At 55.7% G+C, this 14,937-nt stretch carries 13 protein-coding genes; 10 read left to right on the top strand and 3 right to left on the bottom strand.

Annotation, left to right across the window (positions count from 1 at the left end; translation table 11 throughout):
• The first annotated feature begins 341 nt into the window (after positions 1 to 341).
• From BW921_RS07275 to BW921_RS07235, 8 genes are all read left to right on the top strand, one after another.
• A complete protein-coding gene (locus tag BW921_RS07275; protein ID WP_168168854.1) occupies positions 342 to 1,427 on the top strand; it encodes an MFS transporter in 1,086 nt (361 codons plus the stop codon).
• A gap of 524 nt (positions 1,428 to 1,951) precedes the next feature.
• The gene (locus tag BW921_RS07270) at positions 1,952 to 3,985 is read left to right on the top strand and encodes a hypothetical protein (protein ID WP_148689186.1); all 2,034 of its coding nucleotides are present in this window, start codon (positions 1,952 to 1,954) and stop codon (positions 3,983 to 3,985) included.
• 475 nt (positions 3,986 to 4,460) lie between these two features.
• Positions 4,461 to 5,036, top strand: coding sequence for a hypothetical protein (locus BW921_RS07265; protein WP_148689185.1), 576 nt, complete (start codon positions 4,461 to 4,463; stop codon positions 5,034 to 5,036).
• Positions 5,037 to 5,233: 197 nt separating this feature from the next.
• Positions 5,234 to 6,658: a hypothetical protein gene (locus BW921_RS07260; protein WP_168168853.1), complete on the top strand. Its 1,425-nt coding sequence runs from the start codon at positions 5,234 to 5,236 to the stop codon at positions 6,656 to 6,658.
• 317 nt (positions 6,659 to 6,975) lie between these two features.
• Positions 6,976 to 7,818, top strand: a complete 843-nt coding sequence (locus tag BW921_RS07255) for a hypothetical protein (RefSeq protein WP_148689183.1) — start codon at positions 6,976 to 6,978, stop codon at positions 7,816 to 7,818.
• Positions 7,819 to 7,851: 33 nt separating this feature from the next.
• Positions 7,852 to 9,267, top strand: a complete 1,416-nt coding sequence (locus BW921_RS07250; protein WP_148689182.1) for an aldehyde dehydrogenase family protein — start codon at positions 7,852 to 7,854, stop codon at positions 9,265 to 9,267.
• A gap of 177 nt (positions 9,268 to 9,444) precedes the next feature.
• A complete protein-coding gene (locus BW921_RS07245; protein ID WP_148689181.1) occupies positions 9,445 to 9,873 on the top strand; it encodes a V4R domain-containing protein in 429 nt (142 codons plus the stop codon).
• A 189-nt stretch (positions 9,874 to 10,062) separates the two neighbouring features.
• Positions 10,063 to 10,410, top strand: a complete 348-nt coding sequence (locus BW921_RS07235; protein WP_148689179.1) for a hypothetical protein — start codon at positions 10,063 to 10,065, stop codon at positions 10,408 to 10,410.
• Here the strand turns inward: BW921_RS07235 and BW921_RS07230 are convergent.
• Complete coding sequence (locus tag BW921_RS07230; RefSeq protein ID WP_148689178.1) at positions 10,407 to 10,730, bottom strand: MJ1244 family protein; 324 nt, start codon at positions 10,728 to 10,730, stop codon at positions 10,407 to 10,409. The genes BW921_RS07235 and BW921_RS07230 overlap by 4 nt on opposite strands.
• 72 nt (positions 10,731 to 10,802) lie before the next feature.
• On the opposite strand from BW921_RS07230, the gene larC reads away from it, so the two are divergent.
• Both larC and BW921_RS07220 read left to right on the top strand, forming a co-directional pair.
• Complete coding sequence (gene larC, locus BW921_RS07225; protein WP_148689177.1) at positions 10,803 to 11,990, top strand: nickel pincer cofactor biosynthesis protein LarC; 1,188 nt, start codon at positions 10,803 to 10,805, stop codon at positions 11,988 to 11,990.
• Between the two features lie 3 nt (positions 11,991 to 11,993).
• Complete coding sequence (locus BW921_RS07220; RefSeq protein WP_148689176.1) at positions 11,994 to 12,734, top strand: DUF4234 domain-containing protein; 741 nt, start codon at positions 11,994 to 11,996, stop codon at positions 12,732 to 12,734.
• Here the strand turns inward: BW921_RS07220 and BW921_RS07215 are convergent.
• Entirely contained in the window at positions 12,726 to 13,643 is a 918-nt protein-coding gene (locus BW921_RS07215) for a TIGR00269 family protein (RefSeq protein ID WP_168168851.1), read from the bottom strand. The two genes, BW921_RS07220 and BW921_RS07215, sit on opposite strands and share 9 nt — an antisense overlap.
• Positions 13,644 to 14,628: 985 nt before the next feature.
• Positions 14,629 to 14,931: a hypothetical protein gene (locus tag BW921_RS07210; RefSeq protein ID WP_148689174.1), complete on the bottom strand. Its 303-nt coding sequence runs from the start codon at positions 14,929 to 14,931 to the stop codon at positions 14,629 to 14,631.
• Between the last annotated feature and the right edge of the window lie 6 nt (positions 14,932 to 14,937).

The following is a 14,937-nucleotide window of genomic DNA, read 5'->3' as shown; positions in this document are numbered from 1 at the left end:
GTCAAGGCCCAGAAGGCCAGAAAACCGGTATTCACTTGCCGAAAATCAAGTTCGAGCTCCCTGCAGAAAAAGTGGAATCGTTATAGTTTCGACGTCATCTGCGGCGGACCTACCACTTTAGGTGTCGAAACGACCGTAGTCGCGTCGGCACCTCCGGACGACCGTGACGATGAACGGTAACATCGGGATTACCGCACCGTCGCCACCCGTTCGGATTACACTTTTATGTATGTATAGCATCCCAACCTGGCATTGCGTGCGAAACACAGACTGACGAACCACGTATGGACACGGTAGCAGAGTGCCCAGACCGGCTTCGCCCGTAACACGGGGTGTGTCGATTGATCGCACACGTCGTGGGAGTCGCGTGCGCAGTGTCCTTGACCTCCGTCCTACCGATCCTACCTCTTTACGTAGTGGACTCCGGTTACCCCGGCTCGTTCGTCGGCGTCATGAACCTAGTACACAACGTCACGCAGCTCCTAGCCAGACCCGTCGGAGGGTCCCTGACGGACGCGTACGGTCCCAGGAGGCTCGCACCGATCGGTGCACTTGGATACGCACTGTCCGACCTCCTGATCCTACTTCCGCATCCAGGGACACTGTTGGTTAGCCGGATTTCGCTGGGTCTCGGCATGGGCGCGCTCTGGCCTCCGCTCCTGTACATCGTTGCGGACAGCGGACGCTCCTTGGGGATCTTCAACACGGTCACCCAGCTCCCGATGATCCTGGCACCTCCTTTAGGGGGTTACCTTTACCGGAGCGTCGGACCCTTGGCCTTCGCCATCCTGGCACTACCGGCACTGTTCGTCGTTCCGATGGCTGTACGTCTTCCCGACGTTCAAGCGTTCCGGGAGAAAGTCCCGCTCACGGAGGCGTTGAAGGGGTCACTAGAAGTCGACCGGGAGCTCTTCCGAGCCTCGCTACCGGCGTTCGCGACCGCGGCCGTACAGCCCACGATTGAATCGTTCGTCCCACTATTCCTGAAGAAGCTCGGCGCGGACCCGGCACAGATCGGACTGGTACTGGCGGTCCGTAACGCCGTGGCTGTGATCATGCAGACACCTTGCGGGTGGTTGGCCGACCGGTACAATCCGGTCGTCCTGGCCGCGTCCGGGTGTGTGCTCGCCGCCACCGGAGTGTTGGCGTTGCCTACCGTGAAGAGCGTTCCCGTCGCGGTGGCCCTACTGTGCGTTGGAGGGCTCGGGTACTCGCTGGCCCAACCGTCGTCACTCAAACTGGTGGCTGTGATCTCGGGAGAAAGACGAGGACTTGGAATGGGATGGTGGGGATCGATCATGTCCCTAGGTAGAATAATAGGCTCACTACCAGGACTGATGGCGGACGTCTCGTTGGATTACGTGTTCTACGTCTCCGGTACAATACCACTGGCGAGCGTCCCTTTGATACTCCGAAGTCCAAAGTAATTCAAACACGCAGGCACAACATTGCTTGGAGTGAATCGATGACCACAAGAGCTAAGCTAGCCGGAGAGAGCCGGTGCAGCACGGTTAGTCGCGATCGCACTGCCGAAGTGGTACCCGTTAGTACTGCCTAGCCGGGGACCTAACACTCCGGAAAGAGGAAAAAACTAATAAAAAATAATGCCTCGAGGGTGTTTGGGAACATCACGCGGATCCTCAGGTAATAAGCTACTGCGGGGATAACCGCATGGAAACTTACATAATTAGCAGGTTTCGAGTGAGTCAACGCATTGCCACCGCTACTGTTCTTTTAACGTTCTTAAATTTAATTACACCGCAGCCAACTCAGTCTCTATGTGTGAACGTGGCGTTATGTATTGACAGCGACGCATACGACAAGAACCAAATCCAAGCCTACGATGACTTCCTAAGCTGGTGTGAGGAAAATGGTGTGAAAGTAGCCGTCTTTTACTCCCCGGAACGTGACTTAGAAAGATCACTACTAGGCTCGAATGAAGATCTTATGCGTGATAAAGAAACACCTCGGGAAATCCATTGATTTCGTTGGAACTCACGGAATAGCCGGTTTACCTCTAAATGTAATAAAATTGAAAACTGATTATTCATACGAGCTTTTCGAGGAACAAGGTCTGAAGCCGTACTTGGACAATGTAGTTCTACCGATAGAGGAGTGGATAAATGAGGACAACAAGAATAATAAGAAGGTGAGATGGGCTATCGATGGTAATCTGATAAAATTTTGCCGAATGTACGGAGTCTGGATAATTTCTGGGTGTCGGAGTTGGGACTTACAACCGAAAGGACAACAGGGACAAGGACTACCACCGTGGAAGAGCAAGGACATCGGTTGGCTAGCGGACGCACTAGTTATTAAGAGACTAATAACAATTAACGGCCAAAATGTTTGCGTTGTTTGCCCAACAATAGACTTCAAGGATTTGATCGAAAATTTAGCAAATAAAGTCCAAAATAACGAGACTCTAAAAGATGTTACGAGAAGTGAATTCAAAAAAGCAATTAAAGAACTACTTGATGACGGATTCATTTATGGGTACGGAACACTGGTTATATTTATACTAGTCCACCCGTGGCAGCTTGTTGAGGAAGTAAGTAACACAGACAAGAAAGTTGTAGACTTACTTAAAGAATTTATTGAATGGATTAACAATAAAGAACTTGATTTCATTTTAGACAACATGTTAGTACATTTTGAACTTAACACGCCGTCTAGGTGTATAGAGTTAATAAATGAAATAATAATAAACCATAAGAAAATACGCGAAACTGTAGGAGACAAGCCTACCTACGAACCGGTTTTTGATATTAAAATAGAAGTGACAGATATGGAAAAAATTTCAACATATGAAGATGTTAAAATTGACGACAGTGACGTTGAAAAACTATGGGAAAAGTGCCTAAATCTTTTAAGCTTAGTAAGCTCGAGGTTGCAAAAAGTTACAGATGAAAACGTGAAACTACTGGTTAGAGATACATTACTTAGCTCGCTTAACAAGTTACAGATTGTGAAAATAATGAGTAATAATAAGAATGTAGTTGAATCATTTCTGACAGCCTGGATGAATAAAATAGAGTTGTTATACGATTACCTATATGGACAAGCTCATCCTATCCTTGTTAAACAAAATGAGCAATACAAAACTATAGTAATGTTTAGATGCTCGTGCGGTGAGGTAAGCGCAGTATTCTTGAACAAAAACTGGTGGCGTCCGTTCATAGGAATAGTACGTGGGAAAGTAATACTTGAGTGTAAAAACCACACAGATCTTGTAGTTAAAGGTGAAATAGTTCCAGTAGGGTTAAATATAATAACCGATAAAGTCGACATTGCTGTTGATGACGAAAACGGGAATACTATTACAGAAGTTCATTCTAAATTAAATAATCTCAAAAGTGGCATCACAATTAGACTCGGGAGTGATAAACAGGCTAGCTTTGTACGATTCATATTAGAGGCGAAAGTGCAAGGTCAAGGGAAGATGATCTTAGATATTCCCATTCCGGTACCTAAAGCGAATGTTAGTGGTAAATTGACTAAAAAGACCGGCACGTTATTCCTGACTGCACCTAAGATAAGTGTAGACGTGCGGTTTGAATCCGGAGGAAGGGCAACGCTGATAGTTAATTATAACATTGGTACCAGTAATGTGAAGATAGAAAGCATTGAAATAGAACTACGAGATAAAAGTGACAAAGTCGTCGAGAAAATAGTTCAGAATAAAGACGTCCAACCGGTGGGATCAGTTAGATTTTGCATAGGTAAGGGTGGTAAGTATAGGATTATTATGGTGGCATACTGCTTAGATACTAGCACGAAAATACGGTTTAAAGCCACTACTAAGGCAGATGTTACGGTTGTAATGCAGCGGGCTAGTTCGCCCCCCGCTAAGGAGGAGAGGCGTGAGTCTAGAACTAGCTACGTCCGTAACACTGTTACTGCTAAACAGAAACCCTACGGAGGTAACCAGGGGCATATACACAAATCTAATGTAACTGTTAATGAGTGGGGGAGAAACTACTAAGGAAAGAAGAGAAGAGAGTACTGAGAAACGAGGTCGGCTTAGGGAGGAGCGAAAACGGATACCGACTTCAACTGAAGGTGGTACTAGAACATCTCCAAGTTCATGGGAGGGTACGAATCATTCTCCGATCTTACCGATAGTCCCAATTATACGACGCCGACACGACTAACCCTTCTTTCACTGTTAATCCTTTAGAACGCTGCGAACTTTGGAATCGATACGGTGGCTCCTATGCAGAACATCCTAAATCGCAAGCATGAGTGTGATAAGTTATGTTCTATCCAGTCAACACGTGCTGAGGGTCGATGTTCGTTGTCACCCAACACACCCGAAGTTGTCGGCACGGTTCGCTTTGTGGAACGTAACCAAATGTTGGTTGACGGATGAGCCCCGAATTGTGTTGTTAGATCTATCATGACCTTCTGGGATGTGTGATGACAATGACGGCACTATCCGGCAAGAGGAGGGAATCGAATTGAACGAATTACTTGGACTCCTCCTGATTGTACTTTCCACGATCATCGTGGCAGGATTCGTCGACGACGGCCCAATGTGTCTGACGTCAGGCCACACGGGAGTCGTTGTCCAGTGGAACGTCACTAGGGCATTCTTAACCACACCTGAACTGGATGAGGGAGCAGTGTTCGTGCGGAAGGGTGACAGTTGGAGGGAGACGATGGGAGAAACCGATGTCCAATCCGGACTTTCTCGATGGTTCACAGGTGTTCGGATCCGGTGGAATGATGGGTACCTCCACGTTCAGTGCCCTAAGTTCGCGGAAGTACTTCTACTAGTACCCAGTGAAGACGGAGTTCCCGTGACCGAGGACTCCACGTTCTTGGAGGGCGGTCCCCTATCCGAAGGTGCGCACGCGCTCCTGGGTGAACGCGTTCGGATCCACCGATACAGTGGCCCGTTCGTCCTAGGAATCTCCTTCGAGACAGCTCGGAAGTCCATCGTGAGCGTACGTTGGACCGAGGGAGGGACTTATTACGAATACACCTATTGGGCGGCACACGATTGGGATCGTGAGGTACACAGGTACAGATGAGGCCTCGCATGGTTCTTCCGTCACACGATGAGTCGCAGCAACTTCTCAACTCCTCCTTCTCCGTACTTTTCGAACTCAGTGAGTTACGCCATCTGCGGGAGCATCTACGAAGCTTGATAATCCATGAAGAAGATTTGCATGACTTCAGACAACACGTGTTAACCCTGGGTCCTTCGGGTATGTACCGGGGCCCGGCGATGCTCCCATCGTTGGTGTTCATCATCGGCAGTATGCTGTCGCCCTCCACCGCTACGGTATACGTGCACGTAGTTCCCTACATCGACAGTGATGCGTGGTCCAAAGACCATGTCACCGCACTGAAAGAGTTCCTCTCGTGGTGCGAGGGGAGAGGCATCAAAGTCGCGGTGTTCCACTACAACGTCTGTGAGGATGCGGCGCCGGGTATCACGGATTTGATCCGGGAGTACGCCGGGCGGGGTACGATCAGCCTGGTCGGATTACACTCAACATCTCACGCCCTAGGAGGTCTCCCGCTCAGCCTTCAATACTGGGAACTAGAGTTCAACCTACGATTCCTCAGGAACCGAGTGGGAAGCAACGTCTCTCAAGTTCTATCGGTCCCTTCGTGGACATTCGACGCCAACACCCTGTACGCCTGCCATAAGCTCGAGATACGGGTGATGGTTTGTGGCGTTGATATCACGGCGATCAATCCCGATCACGATCCAACATGGGATCGACTGGATCCTATAGCCAGACACATGCTGGTAGGGTACTTCAACGTTTGTGGGGATAAGATATACTACGTACCCGCCTTGAGCTACGTATCGGACCTGGTGCAAGGGGCGGAGGATCGCGGGACGACAGTTCGAGAGCTCCTCCAGAACGCAGTTAGAAATCTCATCGACGGCGGTGCCATAAGTACTGCCGGCGACGTGCATCTGGTCCTATGGATACTCGTACATCCCTGGGAGCTCGCGGACGCCAACGTCCGCAGTGAGTTCGAGAACTTCCTCTCGGAGGTCGGAAGTGGATCCTTCAACTTCGAATACCAAGGTATCGCGGTAACGTTCGAACTCAGCGACCCTCGCGAGGTGGTCGACGCTATCCAGAAGGGCACCAACATTGAACTCGTCGCACTTCCGGAGCCCGATTACTCCAGCATCTTGCACGCGACCAGCCACCATCATTGGTGGGAACTCGTCGATCTGTACCCGGATAGGTCGGAGATCGTGTGGGAGTGGCTGGATACGGTATCACGGTGGTGGGTTTTAGACCCAGCCCTCTGGGACCTCACCGTGAACGGTGTCATCAATGATTCCATCCTGGAGGATCTATACCGTGCCGTGAAGTGGGTTTGGGACGAGGCACTCCTCGAGGACTATCTGAAGTACAGTGACCCGAGCTCGTCCCGTTGGATCCTCCTCAAAGAGCGGAAATCTCTTGACACCGTTTATCGGGAGATACTAGCACTTCACGCCGAGATGGTGGGTCGGCTGAACGAGAAACAACAAGACCTGGAACGTCGGATCGAGTCGTTAGAACGGGAGCTTCAGGGGCTGAAAAAGAGGGAGTCGAAACGCGGACTGCCGGTGCTGCCCTCCCCACTCCGGTTGAGACGTAGTCTGAGGCTTAGACGGTTCAGTGAAAGGTATCAGTGATCAGAACTAACTGCCGAGATTTATCACCCAACGGCACGAGGCCGCACGTAGCTCGGCGTCCCACACCATTACCCAATGAATACCGAATTTAGTCCCTGATCACTAACGAAACGCCTCCAGGTACCGGAAACTTTTCCTAAAGCTTAGTTAGATAGGTCGGTCCACTTAGCCACTGCGCCCACCGAGGGACGCGTGGATGATAAGAGATAAGTGGGAGTTCTAGGTACCGTCAGAACGCATTACCGGGACGGCGTCAGACCCGCGTCTAGGGTCCTTTACTTTCAGGAACGTAACAAACGTGATATAGGGTGGCGGGGTTGTCAGGGACTGTACGGTTGCGGGCCGTCAGCCCCGTCATATCCCGTACTGGCGAGTCGGTCGTGGTCGATCTCCGGGAAGATCTGCGTCGGTACCTTCGAGCGCTTCTGGGGCGGTGTTTGGGGCGAGAAGAAGTACGCCTGGTGGAGACCGCACTGTTCGGTGGGACGGTAAAGGGTGAAACGGTCTTCCCTGCGGTGGAGTTTCGGCTGATCGGGGACGAGCTCCCTAGATACTCGGCCGGCTCGGTGTTCGAGTTGGAGGTAAGGATCGAGAATCGAGAATTACCCTGGTCGATTCTGGGTCGTTACTCGGACGATCCCGTGGAATTCGCGTCTGAGTGTCTGGGTTGGGCGCTAGAGCTCCTATCACTGCTTGGAGGAGTCGGCGCACAATCGGACCTCTGCGCGGGTTCGCTCTTATGGGAGGGTCGGGAACCACGTCGTCCCGGGGACGTGCTCTCGCGAACGGACGCTGCGTTGAGGTGGGTGGAAGCGAGGTTCGGGGACGTGTCGAACCGACCACCGAAGTTCGCGGCGTTCCGGGACGGTTACTTCCTCATCGCGGTCGGTCCCACGGGGGACCTATACGAGGTACTGGGTCGTGTGGAAGACGTTTACAACAGGCTCGCACGGGCCCGGTTCCGACTGATACTCCAGGTGAAGCGGACGCGTGACGGGCTCCATTTCCCCGTTGCCGTGATGTTCGCGCGCCACGCACGGGAACGAGTCGAACTGCAACGAGTCGCGGTAACGTTTTCGGACGTAGGCTGGGAGACACTCCCGAAGTTGCTCGATTTAGCGGCGGAGTCGAGCCGTCGATCGAGACCGATCCGCTTCTAAGGCGTGGATCCGGCCTGAGCGGCGGGGTCCTCGTTGGAGTACGGGTGCCTGATCGGGGGAGAGTGGGTCGAAGGCGACCGAGAGATCGTAGTGGAGAACCCGTACGACGGTTCGGAAGTAGGCCGCATCCTCGCTCCGGAAGTGGACGTCGAGGCGCTATTGAAGGACGCCAAAGAAGGCCAACGGCGGTGGAGAGATCGACCCACGTACGAAGTACGCGAGGCATTGGCGGAGGCCGCACACCTTCTGAAGAAGTACGAGGACGAGCTGGCGGAGCTGATCTCGCTCGAGGGCGGCAAACCGATCCGGGACGCGCGGTACGAGGTCTACCGGACGCGGGAGGTCCTACGACTGAGCGCGGCCGAAGCGGAGCGGTTGTACGGTGAGACGCTACCGGGCGACACGCAGCGCGGTCGGACGGCCGAGCTGATTCTCACAGTCCGTGAGCCGGTCGGCGTGGTACTGTCGATCACTCCGTACAACTTCCCGCTCCTACTGCCGACACATAAGCTCGGACCGGCCCTCGCCGCCCGGTGTTCAGTGGTACACAAGCCCGCGACCGTGACCCCGCTCTCCTCGCTCAGACTGGCCGAGATCCTGCTCGATGCGGGCGTGGAACCGCTGGCGCTGCAGGTCGTGGTCGGTCCTGGGCCCGAGCTCGGTGAGGAACTCGCTCGGGCGGATTTCGACGCGCTCTCGTTCACGGGGAGCCGGTCGGTTGGAAAGCGCCTGCGTGAGATCTCCTCGATTCCCAGGATCACACTGGAGCTGGGCGGCAACGACCCGGTGATCGTGGACGAGACTGCGGACGTGGAGGTGGCCGCCGAGGCGGCGGTCCGCGGGGCTTGCTACCACGCGGGCCAAGTCTGCATCGCGGTCGAGAGGGCGATAGTGGTGGAAGACGTGTACGAGGAGTTTCTGGAGGCCGCCGTCGAAGTGGCGGAGTCGCTGAAGGTGGGAGACCCGCTCGACGAGGACACGGATGTGGGACCGCTCATCGACGACGGTGCAGTGGGGAAGGTCCGACAACACGTCGAGGACGCCGTGGGGCGGGGAGCGAGGATCCTGACAGGCGGCGAGCCGGAGGGTAGGCTCTTCCCGCCGACAGTGCTGGCCGATGTGCCGGAGGACGCACTCGTGGCCCGGGAGGAAACGTTCGGACCCGTCCTCCCGGTCATCCGGGCGGAGGACTTCGAGGAGGCGATCCGGATCGCGAACTCGACCGACTACGGGTTGCACGCCGCCGTGTTTACGGAACGTCTGGACAGGGCCGTGAAGGCCGCGAGGGAGCTCGAGACGGGTGGTGTGATCGTCAACGAGTCCACCATCTACCGGGCCGACTACATGCCGTTCGGTGGAGTGAAGGCGAGCGGCGTGGGCAGGGAAGGTGTACCGCAGGCGATCCGGAGGTTCACGGAGGAGAAGACCGTGGTGATCGGTCGGAGGTAGGTAAGAAAGCCGGCCTCACGTCACTGGCGTGCCTCCACCCCAAGGGTTCTCCCCATCCCGGAAGAGGTAAGTCTTTTCCTGGAAAGCTCACAGCTGTCGCGCGGTCGGTCCGGCTCGGTGGAAATTTCACCGTTTCAGAGGGATCGCGCCGCGGCACACAGGGGGGATACTCGCAGCATGATAGACGACGGATTCAGTCCAGAGAGTTTGCGGGAACGTGCGGAGGAGGCCGGCTCGGTGTTCACCGCGGAGGAGCTTCTGGCGACGAATAAGATGGTGATGATGGCCCTCTACTCGCTCGGGGGCGAACGGAGCTGCGCCTCTGTGTTCAGAGCTGGTAGGATGCTCGCAGGCTCCTTCGGTGCTGAAACACTCGAGAACGCCCTCCACATCTTCTGTGAGCTTACCGGAGCGGACTACGACTTGGACCGAGATTACGTGGCCATCGAAAGCTGCCCAGAATGCCTCGGATACGTGAACGCCGAGGGAGCGGTCTGCAACTTCCTACGGGGCTTCATCTCACGGGCGGCGGAACACGAATTGGGTGAAGTAGTGTCCGTAGCGCAAGTGGCGTGCGAGGCGACAGGCGATGCGAGTTCATCCTAGGCGAGCGGGGTGAGGTCGGTGGTTTCTATACCGAAGTCGACCAGATGACGGCGGAGGACATCGAGATCGTCATGAGCGCCGACGGTCGTGACGCCGTCGAGGTTGCGGCGTTCAAGATAGTCTCTGAGGGTCTCCTGAGGTGCGCCCTCGGCGACGTAGCCCCGACCCATGTTCTTCCGTGCGGGTCGGTTGTACGCCCGCGCGTTCATCAACGCGTTAGATCCAGAAGACCCAGACGAGCTCATCGGGTACGTCGAAGGGATAAGCGGATCTTCGTACTCCCTCGAAGGTGACAGGTTCATCGTCGAAAAGTGCCTGGAGTGCGCGGGAATGCCGTTCAAGGAACCGATTTGTCACGCGGTCCGCGGTGCACTCGCCGAGATCCTAGAGCACTGGGAAGTACCATTCAAGGGCCTTGTGGAGGCGAGGTGTGCGGCCGAGGAAGGCGAGGTCGTGGGGACCTGCGTGGTCAAGGCGAGAGGAGCCATTTGGAAGGCGAAACGTGTCGTCGATGCCGTGAAGCGTGCGTTCCACTAACGCCCCTCCACGTGGATCTCCTCCACGTCGGTTACTATCGTCGTGTATCGCTCACCCGCCAGGCGCTCCGCGACGGCGTCCTTCAACTTCTCGACGCACTCCTCCGGGACCACCGTCACGATCATCACCGCCCGCTCCGACAGGTCGTTTAGCGCTTTGATCGCACCCTCGGGATCCTCACGGATCTCGAAACCGGCCCATCGATCCGGGGCCACACCCCGGTATTCGATCGCGTAGAAACCCGTCACACCGACGTCCGCCATCGCGTTCATGACGCGTCCTACGTTTTCAGGATCCACAAAGAGGCGCACCTCTTTCACTCCGGATACCCCCACCGTGATAGGTTACCGAGCGGTTTACAACGTTATGATCTGCGGCGCGGGGTGTTCCCGGTGATCCTCACACTCGACCCGCAGGTGGCCGGTGCCTCAGGGGACATGGTCCTGGGAGCTCTGATCGCCGTCGGCGCGGACCCGAACCGTCTCGAGGAGGTCGTGCACGAGGTCTCCTCCCTAGGCCACGAGGTCGACGTGCACGTCCACGAGATCCGGAAGCGCGGAGTCCGCGCCGTCAGGGTGGAGGTCGATGCTGAGGGAGATCTCCGCGATCCGGACGAGCTCCGAGAATCCGTGAAAACGGTCGCCGAGAACGTACTCGAGGATCGCTGGCGCGAGCTTCCTGAACTCGCCCTGAAGTACCTGCTGAGGGCCGAAGAACGCGTTCACGGTGACCTCTACCATCTTCATGAGCTCGGCTCGTCCGACACCGTCGTGGACCTCGTCGGGACGGCCGCGCTCCTCGAGGATCTTAATCCCAAAGCCTCCGAGGTCCTCCCCCCGAACGTGGGTTCCGGAACTGTAGAAGCGGAGCACGGCCGTCTTCCCGTCCCAGCTCCGGCGGTTGTCGAAGTACTGTCCGGATGGGACGTGGGGATAGTCCGGGAGGGGGAGGGGGAGCTCCTCACACCCACGGGCGCCGCTCTACTCAGAACGATCGACGAGCTCCTCCCGGATCCGTCACCTCCTTACATGGTGAAGCGACAGGGGTTCGGGGCCGGTGCCAGGGACTTACCAGACCGTCCGAACGTCCTCCGGGCGCTCATCTGCGAGCCCGGGGGATCCGACGAGCACGTTCGGATCGTCGAAACTTCCGTGGACGACGTCGACGGGGAAGCGGTCGGTGAGCTGATCGAGGCCGTGCTACAGCTCGAAGGTGTGCGTGACGTGGAGATCCTCCACGGGTTCGGGAAGAAAGGGCGTCCGAGGTTCGTGATCCGAGTCGTGACGGAGGATCGGCCAGGGATCGAACGAGAAGTCTTCCGGGAGCTCTTCCGTTGGACGGGTACGTTAGGAGCCCGCGTGTACCGGTGCACGCGCGTCACGGCCGACCGGAGGGTCGTGGACGTCGACGGGATCCGCGTCAAGGTCTCGCGGTTCGAGGACGTGCATCACGCGAAACCCGAGTGGGAGGACGTACGCCGGGAGGTCGACCGGGAATCCGCCCCGCTGACCCGAGCCCGCTTAGTCGGGGGTCTTCGGAAGCGTTATGATGGTAATGACGAGAACGGGGTCGGGGAATGAACCGTGGACCCAGAGATAGCGCTCCAGGGTCTCCGAGGACACAGCACGGTTTACGGCGAAGAGGACAGGATAGTACCGGTGTGGTTCGCTTTCTTCCCGCAGGTACTCACGTTTCTGGGATTGTCCACTATCGTAGTAGCTATAACGTTCCAAGGATACGCTGTCGGGGCGTTCCTGGCCGTCTTGGGCTTCTTTGAGATGCTCGTCGGGTACCCGATTGCCGTATACATGGTGTACCTCATGATCAAGCGTAGGAACGAGCACTTGATGAGGTCCATGGGGTTCCTACGATACCTCACGGAGCTCCTCGCCGGAGTGGGGTACGACGTCGATATCCTGAGATCAGAACTCGAGGAGATGCGTCTCCGCACCGAGCACCGGAACCCCGTGATCTACGCACTCCTCACCCTAGTCCCGCCCATAGGGTGGCTCGTGGCTCTCTACATCTACCACTTCCTGAACAGAGACTTCCACGAACACTCGGTCCGAGAGCGGGATTTCCTCGAGAGTATCGCACATCTACTCGACATGAACCCGTACGAGCCACCGTTTGAGCTCGAGACGTTCTACGTTGTACCCCGCCGCAATACCTTCCTGTACTCCGTGCTCACCATACTAACAGCCGGCATTTTCGGCCTCTACTGGTGGTACACCGTCGTTCAGGACCCCAACCGTCATTTCCGAACCCACCGCCGTCTCGAGCGCGACCTGATCGAGAGCATCGAGCTAGCGTTATCAGACTAACCCAACTCGTTCTAGCAGTTCACACGCCTTGCAGATATCTCCAGCTGCCGGCTCGCCACATCGCTCGCAACGCCCGAGTCTATCCTCCAGAAACTCCTCAGCCAATACCGGACCAGCCCTGTCCAACGCCCGCACCAACCCGAACTTCACGTCCGGTATTCTCTCTTCCATCTCGTCGAGTATTTCCCTGAAAAACGATCGCACCGAGGAGTGCGCGTACGGGCACGGGTCGGCGTGGAACGGTAGACCGAGTTCCTCCGCCACCCATCGCACCTCACGCTCCGGCACTCTTCGCAGCGGCTTCACCCGAGGCACGATCAGGCCGTCCTCCGGCCTCACCTCCGGGTGTAACCGCGCCAGCTGCGCCAGGTCGGCCTTCACGAAGTTCATCAGGGCTGCCTGCGCCTCGTCGTCCAGGTTGTGACCTGTCACCACGACATCCGCCCCTAATTCCCGAGCCCGCCTGTTCAGCAATCGTCGCCGCAGGACGCCACACAACGTGCACGCGGGTACGTCCACATCTTCCACGACCTCCTCCAGCGCGAACCCGTACTCCTCCTCGAACGAGACAACCTCGTGCTCCACCTCGAGCTCGTCTGCGACCCGCTCCGCCGCCCATATACACGCTTCCCGGAACTTCGGGATTCCCTCATCCACCGTTAACGCGATCACCTCGATGTCCGGCAACGGTTCCACGTACTCAGTCACGAGCCGCAGGGCTAGGGAACTGTCCTTACCACCAGAAAGGGCCACTACGATCCGCTGTCCCGGTCGGAACCACTTCCACCGTCTGATCTCGCGGAACACCCTATCCCGAACCAGTCCAATCAAACACCGACCGCAGACCGCGTCACCCGCGTACGGACGCTTGTACTCGGCGCTCCGCTCGCCGCAACGCGTACAACGCACCGAACCCTCCCCCTCCCCCGCCGTTACGACGGACGAAACGATGGGTGGAATCGATTAAACTCTATCTACGCGAGTATACGTATCCGCCGGCGATGGGGAAGGGTTGTAACGTCGACCCACTAGGGGATGACAGGACTGGGCAGGGCCGAGCTTCCCTCGATCCTACAACATTGACGGTAACCTACCCCATCATGAAGGTTTGATGGAATAGTAAGCAGATGTTACACTCCGTCGAGAAAACGTTCGACCACACAATCACACACTTTATCCCGTTATTTTCCAACCCATTACAAATAGCCAACAGACATTCCGCGGGATTTATATATGGAACATCCCACAGCGACATTACGAGGATAGGTGGCTCCGCGTCGGAATCTGGAGTTATAGGGGGCCACCCACTTATCAGAAGATGAGAGACTAATAGAGGTCAAAGAAGCGTTAAAAAGCGGTAAGTTATCATTAACTGATGCTGTCTTAGCGACTATATGTGTGGCATGTATGGAATTTAATATGGGAATGACATGTGATGAAATCGTAAAAGTTCTCCGTGAGTTAGGTTACGATAACGTGACCAAACACAAGATCTATTCCTTAGCAAGTAGACTCAAAAAAGAAGGATTAATAGAGTCGAACCGGGTCTCTGGACGTGCCATCTATACTATCAAAGACGAGGATAAAGCCATTGAGAGAGTGTTAGGGAAGACGAAGTCAGTTGAGGCGGAGAATTTACTGAAAGCCTTAGAAGAAGTTTAATACTGGAGATTTCGGTCTAATGTCCAACTATCTTACGATGGTTCGCATTGCACCGTATGAGGAGGGGGTATTAAGGAAGCCAGGTTTGGCGGACGGACGTGTCGCAAGGGACCGCTCACGAGCGTCGACGGCCCTGACGGTGTCGGGAGCACACCAGCTCTATCGGAACTCTATCGGTAAAGGTTTTCTAGATCCCCTTCCCACGATCCGGCCCGAGCCTCCGGTAGCCGGATCACAGCAGACGATCGTAACACACGAGCAAGTCCTCGGGCCTCTCGGGTTCGACGAGCCGCAACTTGGGTGGCGGTGAGGTTCCTCGCTCCAAACGTCGATAGTGGGGGTCTCGAAGTACGTCGATCCAGGGCCGGAGAAGCCTCTCGATCTCGTGTCCTGGGAGGTCGTGTTCAGTGTAGCTGTATGCCATCTCGACGAGATCCACGCACTTCTCGTATCCGAGAAGCGTTACGGTATCGGCTAACGTCCAAAGACGGTTAACGAGCCGATGGTGGGCGACGAGACGGGCGAAATCCTGCACCTTCGT

It is taken from the genome of Methanopyrus sp. SNP6 (assembly GCF_002201895.1).
In the GTDB taxonomy this organism is placed as follows: Archaea; JAADCQ01; Methanopyri; order Methanopyrales; family Methanopyraceae; genus Methanopyrus.
Note: the sequence above shows the minus strand (reverse complement) of the source record. Positions and strands in the feature narration are given on the sequence as shown.

Bases quoted from the DNA above. Each gene is read 5' to 3' on its own strand.
- BW921_RS07260 (WP_168168853.1), top strand. From the start codon at position 5,234: ATGCTCCCATCGTTGGTGTTCATCATCGGCAGTATGCTGTCGCCCTCC.
- BW921_RS07245 (WP_148689181.1), top strand. From the start codon at position 9,445: ATGATAGACGACGGATTCAGTCCAGAGAGTTTGCGGGAACGTGCGGAG.